We start from the raw sequence: 14,153 nt of genomic DNA on the forward strand, positions 1-14,153 counted from the left end.
TCGGCGTCAAGGATTCAACCGATACACGTGCCCCCAGCGGGCACCCTCACCGAATACAAAAACAAGCGGGAGGTTCCAATGTTTGGTCAAGGTCGTACCTTAGTCATCATCATGCTGTTCCTGGCAGGCGTTATTAACTACCTGGATCGCTCGGCATTGTCTGTGGCCGCCCCCTTCATCCAGAAAGACTACGGTCTGACCACGGGTGAGATGGGCATGATTTTCAGCAGTTTTTTCGTCGGCTATGCGGCATTCAACTTTATCGGCGGCTGGGCTGCTGACCGCTACGGGGCGAAAACCACACTGCTGCTGGCCATGGTGCTGTGGTCGTTGTTCAGCGGTCTGACGGTATTGACCGTCGGCTTTATGTCGCTGGTGTTTATCCGCATCCTGTTCGGCATGGGTGAAGGCCCGTTGAGCGTGACCACCAGCAAGATGGTCAACAACTGGTACACCCCCAAGCAACGGGCGCGGGCGCTGGGTTCCTCCATGTCCGGCACCCCGTTGGGGGGGGCGATTTCCGGACCGGTAGTGGGCTTTATCGCCATCAGCTACGGCTGGAAGGTGTCGTTCATCATCATCATGCTGATTGGCCTGGTGTGGGCGGCGGTCTGGTACAAATTCGTCAAGGACAAGCCCACCGGCAAGGTTGCCGAAGAGATTGCGCAAGGCGAAGGCCAGAGCGAGATGGCGGCGCAGCCGGTGCACCCGCTGCGTTACTACCTCAAGCAGCCGACCGTGCTGTTCACCTCGCTGGCGTTCTTTTCGTACAACTACACACTGTTCTTCTTTCTGACCTGGTTCCCCAGCTACCTGACGATGGCCCACGGCCTCAACGTTAAAGAGATGAGTATCGCCACGGTCATTCCATGGTTGCTGGGCTTCCTCGGTTTGGCACTGGGCGGTTTCATTTCCGACTTCGTGTTCAAGAAAACCGGGCGGATGATGTTTTCACGCAAAGTGGTACTGGTGATCTGTCTGCTGGCCTGTGCCGTGTGCATCGGCCTTGCCGGGCTCGTCACCACCCTGTACCCGGCCGTGATTCTGGTGGCCCTGGCGGTGTTCTTTCTGTACCTCACCGGTGCCATTTACTGGGCAATCATCCAGGACACCGTACCTGCTGCCCGCGTCGGCGGAGTCAGTGGCTTCATGCATTTTCTGGCCAACACCTCGGGCATTATCGGTCCGACCCTGACCGGCTTCCTGGTGCAGTTCACTGGTTCGTTCACCAGCGCCTTCCTGTTGGCCGGTGTGCTGACCATCATCGGTGCAGTATGTGTAGCGCGCTATGTCAAACCACTGCCGGTGATCGATGAAGCCGTACCACCAGCAGGCAGCGTCTTGCCGGCTGCCGCCCTGAGCCATCCTTGAGGAGCCTGTCGATGCCTGTGATTCAACCAGTACCCGCAGTGGCCGCAGCAGCTGAAATCGGGATCGTGCATCTGGGCCTGGGGGCGTTTCATCGTGCTCACCAGGCGGTCTATCTGCAACGCCATCACAACCGTCACGGTGAGGGTCCGTGGGGCTTGTGCAGCGCCAACCTGCGTTCCAACCGGACCCTGGTAGAGCAGTTGCGCGAGCAGCAATGCCGTTACTCGGTGGCCGAGTATCGTGACCGCGAGCAGGTGACGTTGCGCGAGATCACGGTATTGCGTGAGGCCCTGTACGCCGGTGATGGCGGCGCGGAACTGGAGCAGCTGTTGCAGCGCATGGCCGATCCGCAGACACGGATTGTGACCCTGACGGTTACCGAAAAAGGTTATTGCCTGAGCCCGGCCACTGGCCAGTTACGCCTGCAAGACCCGGGCGTTATCCACGACCTTGCCCACCCGCAAGCACCACGTACGGCACCGGGGATTGTGCTGGAGGCCCTGCGCCGCCGGTTCCAGGCGGGTATCCCGGCCTTTACCGTGCTGTGCTGCGACAACATGCCGGACAACGGCCAGCGCACCCGTCAGGCGGTCATGGGGTTGGCGGTTAAAGGCAGTGAGCTGGCGCTTTGGATCGGGCAGCACGTGGCATTCCCCGGTTGCATGGTCGACCGCATTGTTCCGGCCATGGATGCGCAGGCGTTCAGCGACCTGCAGCAGCTTGGCTGCCAGGACCCCGCGGCAGTGGTGTGTGAAAGCTTCAGCCAGTGGGTGATCGAGGATCACTTCCCCCAGGGGCGCCCGGACTGGGAGCTGGACGGCGTGCAGATGGTCGCGGATGTGCGGCCGTTCGAGACCATGAAGCTGCGCATGCTCAACGGCAGCCATTCGCTGCTGGCCTATATCGGTTTGCTGGCGGGCCACGAGACAGTATTCGAGGCCATCAGCGATCCTGATTTGCTGTTGTTTATCCAGCGCTATATGGCCCAAGAGGCCGCACCGACGCTGGATATGCCGGCGCAGATCGACGTAACGAGTTATGGCCGTGACCTGTGCGCGCGGTTTGCCAATGACAGCCTGCAACACCGGTTGCGCCAGATAGCCATGGATGGTTCGCAAAAACTGCCGCAGCGCTGGCTCCAGGGTGCACAGGCACTGCTTGAAGCGGGGCGCGACGTTGACTGTATCGCGCTGGGGGTTGCAGCCTGGATTCACTACTGCACCCGGCCTTTGCCGGGCCGTGAAGCCCATGTGGTCGATGATCCGCTAAGCGCCACGTTTGCCGATCTGGCGGGCAGCCTTGACGGGGCACAGCGCGTCGATGCCTTTCTCGATCTGGAGCAGGTATTCCCGCTCGCGCTGTCGGCGCGGCCGGCCTTTCGCGATGCGGTGCAGCGCGCTTACAGCGCCATTGAGCAGGCCGGTATGACGGCTCAGCTAAAAACTTTTGCAGCACATAACTAACAAGAAGGGATATAGACATGGAACAGACTTGGCGCTGGTTTGGCCCCCAGGATCCGATTTCACTGGCAGATGTGCGCCAGACCGGAGCCACCGGGATTGTCACTGCCTTGCACGACATCCCCAATGGCCAGGTATGGCCGGTGGCAGCGATTGCGGCACGCAAGCAGATGATCGAAGACGCTGGCCTGACCTGGTCGGTGGTGGAAAGCATTCCGGTGCACGAAGACATCAAGCGCGGCTGTGGTCGCCGTGACGAGTACATCGCCAACTATCAGCAAAGCGTGCGCAATCTGGCGAGTTGCGGCATTGATATCGTCTGCTACAACTTTATGCCGGTGCTGGACTGGACCCGCACCGACCTGGCCTGGGAGATGGATGACGGTGGCTGGGCCCTGCGTTTTGACCAGACCGCCTTTGCCGCATTTGACCTGTTTATCCTCCAGCGCCCGGAGGCGCAGGCCGAGTACAGTGCCGAGGATATCGCGCAAGCCAGGGCCTACTTTGAAAAGCTGACCCCCGAGCAGAATACCAGCCTGGTCAACACGCTGATTGCCGGTCTGCCTGGCGCAGAAGAGCACTACAGCCTGGAAGATTTCCGCGCCTTGCTGCGCACCTACGCCGAGATCGACGAGGCGAAGTTGCGTGAGCACCTGGGGCATTTCTTGCGTGAAGTGATTCCGGTCGCAGAGGAAGTGGGTGTGCGCATGGCCATCCACCCGGACGATCCGCCGCGGGCGTTGCTGGGCCTGCCGCGTATCCTGTCGACTGCCGCAGATGCGCAATGGTTGCTGGATGCCGCGCCAAGTCCGGCCAATGGCCTGACTTTCTGCACCGGGTCTTATGGCGTGCGTGAAGACAATGATCTGGTGGCGATGGCCAAACAGTTTGCGCCCTTCATCTATTTCACCCTCCTGCGCTCGACCCGCCGCGAGGCCGATCCGCGCAGTTTCCACGAAGCCCATCACCTGGGAGGGGATGTGGACATGGTCGGGGTGATCGGTGCGCTGGTGACCGAGGATCTGCGTCGTGAACGTGAGGGCGGCCCGCGCTTGCCGCTGCGCCCGGACCACGGTCACCAGTTGCTCGATGACCAGCACCGCAAGAGCAACCCGGGTTATTCGCTGATCGGTCGCCTCAAAGGCCTGGCCGAGATTCGCGGGGTGGAAATGGCGATGCGCCAGCAACTGGCGTGACACCGTTTGCCTTGCACAGCTGACCTGTAGCCGCTGCCGCAGGCTGCGCGCCCCATCGCAGCCTGTGGCAGCGGCGACAGGGATGAATCAATAGGCAAACACCTTGCGGTGCTTTTGCACGAAGTCTTCCCAGCGCACCGGCTGGCGCCCGGTGATCTGGCTGAAATTGTCGAAGGTTTCTTCAACCCCGGGAATTTGCCCGGCGGCCATGCGCGTGAAGTTGTCCTGTACGCAGGTCATATAAGCCATTTCTGCACCTGCCGCGCGCATGTTCTGCACAAATACGTCCGGTGACTGTGCGTCATAACGAAATGGCTGGCCCAGCAGGCGGGTCATGATCGCGGCGATATCGCCATAGGACTGTACGTCGTAGCCCAGTCGATAGGTCTGACCTGCATGCTTTTGCGGGTGCAACAAAGCTTGTGCGGCCACCCGGGCCACATCTTCGCCGTCAACCCAGCTGAACCGCGTATCACCGGTGTACTGCTCGATCACTCCGTTGATGACTGCGCGGGTGCCATCGTAGCTGAGCAGGTTTTGCATAAAGCACTCGGGACGCAAATGGGTAAACGAGAAACCGGACCACTCGATATAACGTTCTACAAACTGGTGCCAGGCCCAGTGGCCGATGGTGGTGTCGTCCCGCCCGCAGGCGCCCAGATGCACCAAATGCTGCACGCCGGATTTTTTCGCCTGGTCGATGAATGCCTTGCTCTGGCGCAGCATGTCCACGGTGTAGCCGGTGACCAGCAGGGCGCGGTCGATACCCTCCAGCGCCGGGGCCAGGGTGTGTTCCTGGTCGAAATCCATGATCACGGTGCGAATGCCCTGTGCAGTAAAAGGCTGGGCCTTGGCGTGGGAGCGCACGGCCGCGACCAGGGTAATGGTCTTGTCAGCCAGCAGGTTGCGCAGGGTGTCGCCGCCGATCTGGCCGGTGGCGCCGGTGATTAAAACGGTGGGTTTGTGCGAAGTCATAAATACGCCTGATGCTTGAGTAAGTTCGTGGTGTAAAAGCTTACTGGGGAACTGCTGGCGTATTTAGGATGCCTTTTATCTAATAAGATGAACTGAATTCACTAATGAGGGCCGTGCATGTTTGCTTCCGAGCGCCTGAAAGGTATCGATGTATTTGTCTGTGTCGCCGACTCGGGCAGCTTCAGGGCTGCTGCCGAGCGTTTGAACCTGACGGCGTCGGCGATCAGCAAGGGCATCGCCCGGCTGGAAGGCAGGCTTGGGGTGCGCTTGTTCCAGCGCACCACGCGGCGCTTGGCATTGACCGATGCCGGAGCGGCTTTTTACCGGACCTGTACCGGGGTTCTGGCCGAACTGGAGGAGGCCGAATTGGCCATGCAGGCCGACAATGCCGAGCCGCAGGGCAGGATCCGCATTGACTTGCCGGCGGCCTTCGGGCGTTTGCAGGCGTTGCCGGTGATTTTGCAGTTTGTGCAAAAACACGCACTGCTGCTGCCGCATATTTCGTTCTCCGACCGCTTTATCGACCCGGTCGAAGAGGGTGTGGATATTGTCGTGCGGGTCGGTGGGCCGGATATCTGGCCAGCGGCGCTTGAGCATCGTTTTCTGGGGCGTGAGCGGCATGTGTTCTGTGCTGCGCCGGCTTATCTGAACATTCACGGCACGCCTGTGACCGACCGCGATCTGGAGCATCACCAGTGTGTGGCCTATGGGCGGGCCGACGGCACGGTCAGCCCCTGGAACTTCGCAGGCAGCCGCCCCGGAGAGATAGAGCGCCGGGTGATGCCCGCCAGGTACATCGTAGGAGATGGTGAAGGGCAAGTGATGACGGTGCTGGCGGGATGCGGCATCGCCCAACTGCCCACCTGGCTGATCAAGCAGCATCTGGCTGATGGTTCACTGGTGCAGGTGCTGCCGCATCTGGCGAGCGAGGGGCTGGCGATCAACCTGGTGTGGCCAAAAAGCCGCAAGGCCCTGCCCAAGGTCAGCGCCTTGCTCGATGCCCTGACCGTCGGGCTGATGCCGTTGGCGGATTAATTGGCGGGTTGCACTCGTCCTGTGGGAGCGGGCTTGCTCGCGATTGGATCACTGCGGTTTTACAGTGACAGCGCATCGTCTGCATCGCAGGCAAGCCAGCACCCACATGTTTTTATGCCGCCTCACAACGGCAGCATCCGGTCCTGAATAACCCGCTTCATCACCAGCGTGGACGTCAGGCGTTGCACATTGGGCAGTGAGGTCAGGCGCTCATCGTAGAGCTGCTGGAAGGCCGGCAGGTCGGCGGCGACCACATGCAGCAGGTAGTCCGGGTCACCAAACAGCCTTTGTGCGTCGACGATCTGCGAGGTCTCGATCACTGCCGCTTCAAAATCGGCAATCGCCTGACGGGTCACTTCTCGCAGGGTGACAAACACCATGGCGGAAAAGTTAAGTCCCAGTTCGCCGGGCGCCAGCAGGGCGCGATAGCCAAGGATCACCCCCGAGTCTTCCAGCGCCCGTACGCGCCGATGGCAGGGTGAGAGACTCAAACCCACCCGTTCTGCGAGTTCGGTGAGGGAAAGTCGGCCATCAGCTTGCAGCTGCGCAAGAATATTCCTGTCAATGCGATCCATATGGAAGAACCTTTCCCGTTTATGACTGTTGCTTAGGATAAACGAAAGATAATCCTGGCGGCATTTGCTTATTCTTCTTTTGCCCGCTGAGACCTTTTCAGGTGGTGGCGGCGAGGGGGCTTGTGGCCCATCTCTCATCCTCAAAGTTCCAGCGTAGAAAGGAAATGTCCCGTGACTCTCAGCGTCCTGGCCGCGTTTTGGGCGGTATCGTTCTTGTTTATCATCACCCCCGGCGCAGACTGGGCCTATGCGATTTCCGCGGGCATGCGCGGGCGGCTGGTGACTCCAGCGGTGGCGGGTATGCTCTCGGGGCATTTGCTGGCTACGGTGATTGTGGCGGCAGGCGTGGGCGGGCTGGTGGCGCGCAATCCGATGATCCTCAGCGTGCTGACGGTTGCGGGGGCGCTGTATTTGCTCTGGCTGGGTGTGTGCATGCTCAGGGACCCCGCAACCCCCCAGTCCGGGCAGGGGCAGGCGTCTGATTCATGGTCGCGCTGGGCGTGGAAGGGGTTGTGTGTCAGCGGCCTCAATCCCAAAGTGCTGCTGTTGTTTCTGGCGCTTTTGCCGCAGTTCACCGACCCGCTGTCGAATTGGTCGATACCGACACAGATCATTGCCCTGGGCGGGCTGCATGCGGTCAGTTGTGCGCTGGTGTATCTGGCGGTGGGTTTCAGTGCCCACGCCGTGTTGCGCACCCGGCCAGGTGCTGCAAAGAATGTCAGCCGGGTATCGGGGGCGATAATGATCCTGATTGCGGTGGTGCTGCTGGCGGAGCAGGCCTACAGTTGAGGCTTGGCCAACAACCTGAGGAATAAACTGTGGCAGCGACCGGGAAGGATCAGCAAATAACACCGCAGGCGGTAATCGAGTTCTGGAAACAGGCTGGCCCCAGGCACTGGTTTGCCAAGGATGAAGCCTTCGATACCTTGTTTCGCGACACTTTCTACAGCGCTCATTTCCTGGCGGCCAGTCGCAAGTTGGAGCACTGGCTGGCGCAACCTGAAGGCGCCCTGGCGTTGCTGTTGCTGCTGGACCAGTACCCGCGCAATGCCTTTCGTGGAACCGCACATATGTTTGCCACCGACTCGCTGGCGCGCTTTTATGCCCGGGAGATGATCAATGGCGGTATGGACAAGGCGTTCGAGGCCGACTTGCGAGTGTTCTGTTATTTGCCGTTCGAGCATTCCGAAGACAGTGCCGACCAACAGCTGTCCCTGCAACTGCACCACAGTCTTGGGCCGCAAGCCAGCGTCTGGGCTGAAGAACACGCCGTGATCATCCAGCGTTTTGGGCGTTTCCCCCATCGCAATCATGTGCTGGGGCGCGATACCAGCGTGGAGGAACGTACGTTTCTGGATGAAGGCGGGTTTGCCGGGTAAGCCCTGTCTTGACCACCAGCAAGGTGTAACCGCTGGCGGGCAGGCATAATTGCCGCCTGAGCCTGAACACCCTTACCTGATGGAGTGACCGATGAAGTACCCAGCCTTGTTGATCCTTAGCCTTTGTGCCGCGCTGTTGAGTCACGGCGCGATAGCTGCAGGGGATGCCGAAGCGGGGGGCAGGCTGTTCACCAAAACCTGTGGCGGCTGCCACAGCATCGGCGAAAACGCCCGCAATGGTTTTGGTCCGCAACTTAATGGTGTGATCGGACGGCTGGCCGGCACCAGCGAGGGCTACCAGTATTCCGACGCCATGAAAAACTCAGGTGTTGTATGGACGCGGGAAAAACTGGCAGCCTATATAGAAGCACCGAAAAAAGTGGTGAGCGGCACGCGGATGATCTTTTGGGGCATCAGCGATCAAGAGAAAATCGACAATCTGCTGGCCTATATCGAGTCCGTCCAGGGGCAGTGATTACTGCACGTCCTTGAGGTAATCCTTGAGCGTCAGCAGCGCCGGGTGCATTTGCTCCGGGGTCTGCGCACTGCTGAAACCGGCGGCCAGCTTTTGCAGTTCGCGGCCCATGACCGTTTGCGCGCCGCCCAGGGCGTCCAGCGCCAGCGCCACACAGCGCTCGATTTTATCCTGGATGGCGCCCATATCGCCCTTGCGCAGGTCAAAGGCAAAGACATCGCGCTGATAGTCGCTCATGGCCGGGTCGTCGCGCAAAATCGGGCTCGAACCTTCGGACTCGTACGCCAGCTTGAGTGCATAAAGGGCGACTGATTCCAGTGGCAATTCCATCGAAAAGATCCTCTACGTTGATGCCGGGCGGCGATCATCGCTTTTCTGCTGACGAAAAAAAAGGCCAAGGGGCAGCACTAGAGGCTTTCAGCATTTAGGTTGATGCGGTGATACCCTCCGGTTTTTTCAGGGAAGGAAGATGAACATGCGCAAGACAGCGTCAGCCCTGGTAGCTGCAATGGGCTTGCTCGCAGCGGGCGGAGCCGGGGCCTGGACCATGAAGGACGGCGTTATCCAGTTCAGTAACGGCGAAGTGTCTTATTGCGACGGCTGGGCACTTGATGCGGCCTCAATCATGTTGAGTCGACAGGAGGGCAGGCCCGTAGATTATGTCTACGATGCCTACCATGAGCCTTCAGACATCACCAGGAAGATGCGCGTGCTGTTTGTGCGCGATGCCCAGGCATACCCGATAGAAGATACAAAAGAAAAAAAATGGGCTGCTGCAGAAAAGTTCAGCAACAAGGTGAAGGGGCAGTGCTTCAAATCCTATATCGAGCGCGTTCCGCAATCTTGAGCGCCATAACCTGTGGGTGATGGGGGTACGGGCTGAGGGCAAGCAGGTCAGCCCGGGCGGGACAAATCGCAGGCACAAAAAAACCGGCGCGGTGGCCGGTTTCTCTGTGTATCCAGGGTGCATTGAGCGGCACCTTGAATCTATGTTTGGTGCCCCGAGGGAGAATCGAACTCCCACTTCTTTCGAAAACGGATTTTGAATCCGCCGCGTCTACCAATTCCGCCATCAGGGCTCAATGGCGGCGAAGTATAGAGATGAGGTTTAGGTCGGTCAACAACTTATTGGTCTATTTTTGCCAAGTCCGTTAAACTCCCCGGCCCTGCTAGACGAAACCTATCATGCGCGTTGCTGACTTTACTTTCGAACTCCCTGATTCGCTCATCGCACGCCATCCTTTGGCGGAGCGCCGCAACAGTCGCCTGCTGACCCTGGACGGGGAGAGCGGCGTACTGGCACATCGTCAATTCACTGATTTGCTTGAACATTTGCTTCCGGGCGATTTGATGGTGTTTAACAATACCCGGGTGATTCCGGCCCGTCTGTTTGGCCAGAAGGCCTCGGGCGGCAAGCTGGAAATTCTGGTTGAGCGGGTGCTCGACAGCCACCGCGTGCTGGCCCATGTGCGTTCCAGCAAGTCGCCAAAACCCGGGTCGAAGATCCTGATTGATGGCGGTGGCGAAGCCGAGATGCTGGCGCGTCACGATGCGTTGTTCGAGCTGGGCTTTGCCGAAGAGGTATTGCCGCTGCTGGACCGTGTCGGGCATATGCCATTGCCGCCCTATATCGACCGCCCGGACGAAGGTTCGGACCGCGAGCGCTATCAAACGGTCTACGCCCAGCGCCTGGGTGCCGTCGCGGCGCCAACGGCAGGGCTGCACTTTGATGAGCCGCTGATGCAGGCCATCGCCGCCAAAGGCGTCGAGACGGCATTCGTGACCTTGCACGTGGGCGCGGGTACATTCCAGCCGGTGCGGGTCGAGCGTCTTGAAGATCACCATATGCACACCGAGTGGCTCGAAGTGGGCCAGGATGTGGTCGATGCCGTGGCTGCATGCCGTGCGCGCGGCGGGCGGGTGATCGCCGTGGGTACCACCAGCGTGCGTTCGCTGGAAAGTGCCGCGCGTGATGGCGTGCTCAAGCCGTTCAGTGGCGATACCGATATCTTTATCTTCCCCGGTCGACCCTTTCATGTGGTTGACGCGCTGGTGACCAATTTCCATCTGCCGGAATCCACGCTGCTGATGCTGGTTTCGGCATTCGCCGGTTATCCCGAAACCATGGCGGCCTACAAGGCTGCGGTTGAGCATGGGTACCGCTTCTTTAGTTACGGTGATGCAATGTTCATCACCCGCAATCCTGCGCCGACGGCTCCAGCCCCGGCCCCAGAGGATCAAGCATGAGCAACTGTCGTATGTCCTTCGAGCTGCTGGCCACTGATGGCAAGGCTCGTCGCGGTCGTTTGACCTTCCCCCGTGGTGTGGTTGAAACCCCAGCGTTCATGCCGGTCGGTACTTACGGTACGGTCAAGGGCATGCTGCCCCGCGATATCGAAGCGATCGGCGCGCAGATGATTTTGGGCAATACCTTCCACCTGTGGCTGCGCCCAGGCACTGAAGTCATCAAAAAACACGGCGACCTGCACGATTTCATGAAGTGGCAGGGCCCGATCCTGACCGACTCCGGCGGTTTCCAGGTGTTCAGCCTGGGCGCCATGCGCAAGATCAAGGAAGAAGGTGTGACCTTCGCTTCGCCGGTAGATGGTGCCAAGGTGTTCATGGGCCCCGAAGAGTCGATGCAGGTCCAGCGCGATCTGGGCTCTGACGTGGTGATGATTTTCGACGAATGCACCCCGTACCCGGCCGATGAAGACACTGCCCGTGTCTCCATGGAGCTGTCGTTGCGCTGGGCGCAGCGCTCCAAGAATGCCCATGGCGACAACACGGCGGCACTGTTCGGTATCGTTCAGGGCGGCATGCACCAGAACCTGCGCGAGCGCTCGCTCGAAGGCCTGAACAAGATCGGCTTCGACGGCCTGGCCATCGGCGGTTTGTCGGTAGGCGAGCCCAAGCACGAAATGATCAAGGTGCTGGATTACCTGCCGGCGATGATGCCTGCTGACAAACCTCGTTACCTTATGGGGGTTGGCAAGCCGGAAGATCTCGTTGAGGGTGTGCGCCGCGGTGTGGACATGTTCGATTGCGTGATGCCAACCCGCAATGCCCGCAATGGGCATCTGTTTATCGACACGGGTGTCATCAAGATCCGCAACGCGTTCCATCGCCATGATGATTCGCCGCTGGATCCGACCTGCGATTGCTACACCTGCCAGAACTTCTCCCGCGCTTATCTGCATCACCTGGACAAGTGCGGCGAAATGCTGGGTAGCATGCTCAATACCATCCATAATTTGCGCCACTATCAGGTGCTCATGGCTGGTTTGCGCGAGGCTATTCAACAGGGTACATTGGCCACCTTTGTCGACGCCTTCTATGCCAAGCGCGGGCTGCCTGTGCCGCCCTTGGACTGAGTTTCGGACCTTTAAGAAACAACATTGCAACTGGAGTGCTTAATGAGCTTTTTCATCTCTTCCGCTTTCGCGGACGCTGCTGCACCTGCTGCTGCCCCAATGGGTGGCGGTTTTGAATGGATCTTCCTGGTCGGCTTCCTGGTCATCTTCTACCTGATGATCTGGCGTCCACAGGCCAAGCGCGCTAAAGAGCAGAAAGCCCTGTTGGGTAACCTGCAAAAAGGCGACGAAATCGTGACCACTGGCGGCATCGCCGGCAAAATCGTCAAGGTTTCCGATGCTTTTGTTGTCATCGAAGTGTCTGACACTGTCGAGCTGAAAATTCAGAAAGGCTCGGTTGCAGCCACGTTGCCTAAAGGCACGCTGAAAGCGATCTAAGTTTCAACTTTCAACAATCGACGGGGCGCGCAAGGCGCCCCGCGTTTTAAGCGGGCGGCGTGATTGATGCTGAACAAATACCCTCTGTGGAAATACATACTGATCCTGGCAGTGCTGGCGATCGGTTTTATTTATTCCGCTCCCAATCTGTACCCTGATGATCCGGCCATTCAAGTGTCGGGTGCGAGCACGGCCCTGCAGGTCACTCAAGCTGATCTGGATCGCGCAAGCAAGGCGCTGACGGATGCAGGCATTGAAGTCAAGGGTGCTTCCCTGGCCCAGAACGGCAAAGGTGGTTTGCTGCGCCTGGTCAAGAAAGACGACCAGTTGCCAGCCAAGGATGTTGTACGCAAGGCTCTGGGTGACGATTATGTCGTAGCGCTCAACCTGGCACAGACCACGCCACAATGGTTGCGCAGTCTGGGTGCTCACCCGATGAAACTGGGTCTGGACTTGTCGGGCGGTGTGCACTTCCTGCTGGAAGTGGACATGGACAAAGCTGTCGATGCACGCATGAAAGTGTACGAGAGCGATGTCAAAAGCCTGTTGCGTAAAGAAAAAGTGCGTTATCGCAGCCTGCCGCAACTCAACGGTGCCATTCAGTTGGGCTTCACTGATGAAGCTGTCCGTGAGCAAGCGCGTAGCCTGATCCGTAAAAGCTTCAATGATTTCGACATTACCGCTGCAGACCTGAACGGTCAGCCGGTTCTGCGTCTGGCGATGACCCCGGCCAAGCTGGCGGAAATCCGTGAATATTCCATCAAGCAAAACCTGACAACCGTCCGTAACCGGGTCAACGAGTTGGGTGTTGCCGAGCCTCTGGTTCAGCGTCAGGGTGCCAACCGCATCGTGGTTGAGCTGCCGGGCGTGCAAGACACCGCCGAAGCCAAGCGTATCCTGGGCAAGACGGCCAACCTTGAGTTCCGTCTGGCGGCCGAGCCGGGCGCTTCCAAAGCGACGTCCGAAACTTTCGAGTTCCGTGAAGGTAACCGTCCTGGCGCGCAAATCGAGCGTGGTCTGATCATCACCGGTGACCAAGTAACCGATGCTCAGGCAGGCTTTGATGAGCACGGCCGGCCACAAGTGAACATCAAGCTTGATGGTCACGGTGGCGAGCTGATGAGTCGTTCGACGCGCAGCAACGTTGGTCGCAGCATGGCGGTAATCTTCATCGAGCAGAAGCCGGTGACGACTTACACCAAGCAAGTGGTTGACGGTGTCGAGAAGGACGTACCGGTTCAGTCGTTCAAAGAAGAGAAGAAGATCATCAGCCTGGCGACCATCCAGTCGCCGCTGGGCAGTCAGTTCCGGATTACCGGTCTGAATGGCCAGGGTGAGGCTTCCGAGCTGGCACTGCTGTTGCGTGCCGGTGGTCTGGCCGCTCCAATGTACTTCGCTGAAGAGCGCACCATTGGCCCGAGCCTGGGTGCTGACAACATTACCAAGGGTGTCGATGCATCGCTGTGGGGCATGTTGTTCGTGTCGATCTTCATCATCGCCATCTACCGTTTCTTCGGTGTGATCGCGACGGTGGCACTGGCGGGCAACATGGTCTTGCTGCTGGCGCTGATGTCGGTGCTGGGTGCAACCCTGACCCTGCCGGGCATTGCCGGTATCGTGTTGACGATGGGTATGGCGGTCGATGCCAACGTACTGATCTTCTCGCGTATACGTGAAGAGCTGGCCAATGGCATGACACCGCAGCGGGCGATCAACGAAGGTTTCAACCGTGCCTTTACCGCCATCGTTGACTCCAACCTGACAACCCTGCTGGTCGGCGGGATCCTCTTCGCCATGGGTACCGGGCCGGTTAAAGGCTTTGCGGTGACCATGTCGCTGGGTATCTTTACCTCGATGTTCACGGCCATTATGGTCACCCGCGCACTGGTCAACCTGGTGTATGGCGGTCGGGACTTCAAGAAGTTGTGGATTTAA

The 14,153-nt window shown here is 59.2% G+C and carries 15 protein-coding genes and 1 tRNA gene; 12 read left to right on the forward strand and 4 right to left on the reverse strand.

Annotated elements, in window-relative coordinates; translation table 11 throughout:
• Positions 1–78 precede the first annotated feature (78 nt).
• Genes FHL07_RS03905 through uxuA form a run of 3 tightly spaced genes read left to right on the forward strand, consistent with a single transcriptional unit; the run spans position 79 to position 4,027 of the window.
• A complete protein-coding gene (locus FHL07_RS03905; protein ID WP_138738128.1) occupies positions 79–1,371 on the forward strand; it encodes an MFS transporter in 1,293 nt (430 codons plus the stop codon).
• Positions 1,372–1,382: 11 nt separating this feature from the next.
• Complete coding sequence (locus FHL07_RS03910; RefSeq protein ID WP_133144806.1) at positions 1,383–2,834, forward strand: mannitol dehydrogenase family protein; 1,452 nt, start codon at positions 1,383–1,385, stop codon at positions 2,832–2,834.
• A 17-nt stretch (positions 2,835–2,851) separates the two neighbouring features.
• Entirely contained in the window at positions 2,852–4,027 is a 1,176-nt protein-coding gene (gene uxuA, locus FHL07_RS03915) for a mannonate dehydratase (protein ID WP_138738129.1), read from the forward strand.
• A gap of 87 nt (positions 4,028–4,114) precedes the next feature.
• Here the strand turns inward: uxuA and FHL07_RS03920 are convergent, their stop codons facing one another.
• On the reverse strand, positions 4,115–5,002 hold the full coding sequence (locus tag FHL07_RS03920) for an SDR family oxidoreductase (RefSeq protein ID WP_095001482.1): 888 nt from the start codon (positions 5,000–5,002) through the stop codon (positions 4,115–4,117).
• A gap of 117 nt (positions 5,003–5,119) precedes the next feature.
• On the opposite strand from FHL07_RS03920, the gene FHL07_RS03925 reads away from it, so the two are divergent.
• Positions 5,120–6,037, forward strand: a complete 918-nt coding sequence (locus FHL07_RS03925) for a LysR family transcriptional regulator (protein WP_138738130.1) — start codon at positions 5,120–5,122, stop codon at positions 6,035–6,037.
• A 122-nt stretch (positions 6,038–6,159) separates the two neighbouring features.
• On the opposite strand, the gene FHL07_RS03930 is transcribed toward FHL07_RS03925, so the two are convergent.
• On the reverse strand, positions 6,160–6,612 hold the full coding sequence (locus FHL07_RS03930; protein ID WP_095018326.1) for an Lrp/AsnC family transcriptional regulator: 453 nt from the start codon (positions 6,610–6,612) through the stop codon (positions 6,160–6,162).
• 171 nt (positions 6,613–6,783) lie between these two features.
• Here FHL07_RS03930 and FHL07_RS03935 point away from each other — a divergent pair, with 171 nt between their 5' ends.
• The 3 genes from FHL07_RS03935 to FHL07_RS03945 all read left to right on the forward strand — a co-directional run bounded on the left by FHL07_RS03935 (position 6,784) and on the right by FHL07_RS03945 (position 8,466).
• Positions 6,784–7,401, forward strand: coding sequence for a LysE family translocator (locus FHL07_RS03935; protein ID WP_016779589.1), 618 nt, complete (start codon positions 6,784–6,786; stop codon positions 7,399–7,401).
• Between the two features lie 29 nt (positions 7,402–7,430).
• Entirely contained in the window at positions 7,431–7,991 is a 561-nt protein-coding gene (locus FHL07_RS03940) for a DUF924 family protein (RefSeq protein ID WP_130871879.1), read from the forward strand.
• 91 nt (positions 7,992–8,082) lie between these two features.
• Positions 8,083–8,466: a c-type cytochrome gene (locus FHL07_RS03945; RefSeq protein WP_095020368.1), complete on the forward strand. Its 384-nt coding sequence runs from the start codon at positions 8,083–8,085 to the stop codon at positions 8,464–8,466.
• On the opposite strand, the gene FHL07_RS03950 is transcribed toward FHL07_RS03945, so the two are convergent.
• Complete coding sequence (locus FHL07_RS03950) at positions 8,467–8,796, reverse strand: hypothetical protein (protein WP_095001478.1); 330 nt, start codon at positions 8,794–8,796, stop codon at positions 8,467–8,469.
• Between the two features lie 145 nt (positions 8,797–8,941).
• Here FHL07_RS03950 and FHL07_RS03955 point away from each other — a divergent pair, with 145 nt between their 5' ends.
• Complete coding sequence (locus FHL07_RS03955; RefSeq protein WP_095001477.1) at positions 8,942–9,313, forward strand: hypothetical protein; 372 nt, start codon at positions 8,942–8,944, stop codon at positions 9,311–9,313.
• A gap of 147 nt (positions 9,314–9,460) precedes the next feature.
• On the opposite strand, the gene FHL07_RS03960 is transcribed toward FHL07_RS03955, so the two are convergent.
• Positions 9,461–9,545: transfer RNA gene (locus FHL07_RS03960), tRNA-Leu, on the reverse strand.
• A 106-nt stretch (positions 9,546–9,651) separates the two neighbouring features.
• Here FHL07_RS03960 and queA point away from each other — a divergent pair.
• The 4 genes from queA (at position 9,652) to secD (ending at position 14,153) form a co-directional block, all read left to right on the forward strand.
• Positions 9,652–10,713, forward strand: a complete 1,062-nt coding sequence (queA, locus tag FHL07_RS03965; RefSeq protein ID WP_138738131.1) for a tRNA preQ1(34) S-adenosylmethionine ribosyltransferase-isomerase QueA — start codon at positions 9,652–9,654, stop codon at positions 10,711–10,713.
• An 11-nt stretch (positions 10,714–10,724) separates the two neighbouring features.
• Complete coding sequence (gene tgt / locus FHL07_RS03970) at positions 10,725–11,840, forward strand: tRNA guanosine(34) transglycosylase Tgt (protein WP_083369874.1); 1,116 nt, start codon at positions 10,725–10,727, stop codon at positions 11,838–11,840.
• Positions 11,841–11,882: 42 nt separating this feature from the next.
• The gene (yajC, locus tag FHL07_RS03975; RefSeq protein ID WP_095001475.1) at positions 11,883–12,218 is read left to right on the forward strand and encodes a preprotein translocase subunit YajC; all 336 of its coding nucleotides are present in this window, start codon (positions 11,883–11,885) and stop codon (positions 12,216–12,218) included.
• A gap of 66 nt (positions 12,219–12,284) precedes the next feature.
• The gene (gene secD / locus FHL07_RS03980) at positions 12,285–14,153 is read left to right on the forward strand and encodes a protein translocase subunit SecD (protein ID WP_095001474.1); all 1,869 of its coding nucleotides are present in this window, start codon (positions 12,285–12,287) and stop codon (positions 14,151–14,153) included.

This window comes from Pseudomonas sp. FSL W7-0098 (assembly GCF_005930585.1).
GTDB lineage: Bacteria > Pseudomonadota > Gammaproteobacteria > Pseudomonadales > Pseudomonadaceae > Aquipseudomonas > Aquipseudomonas bubulae.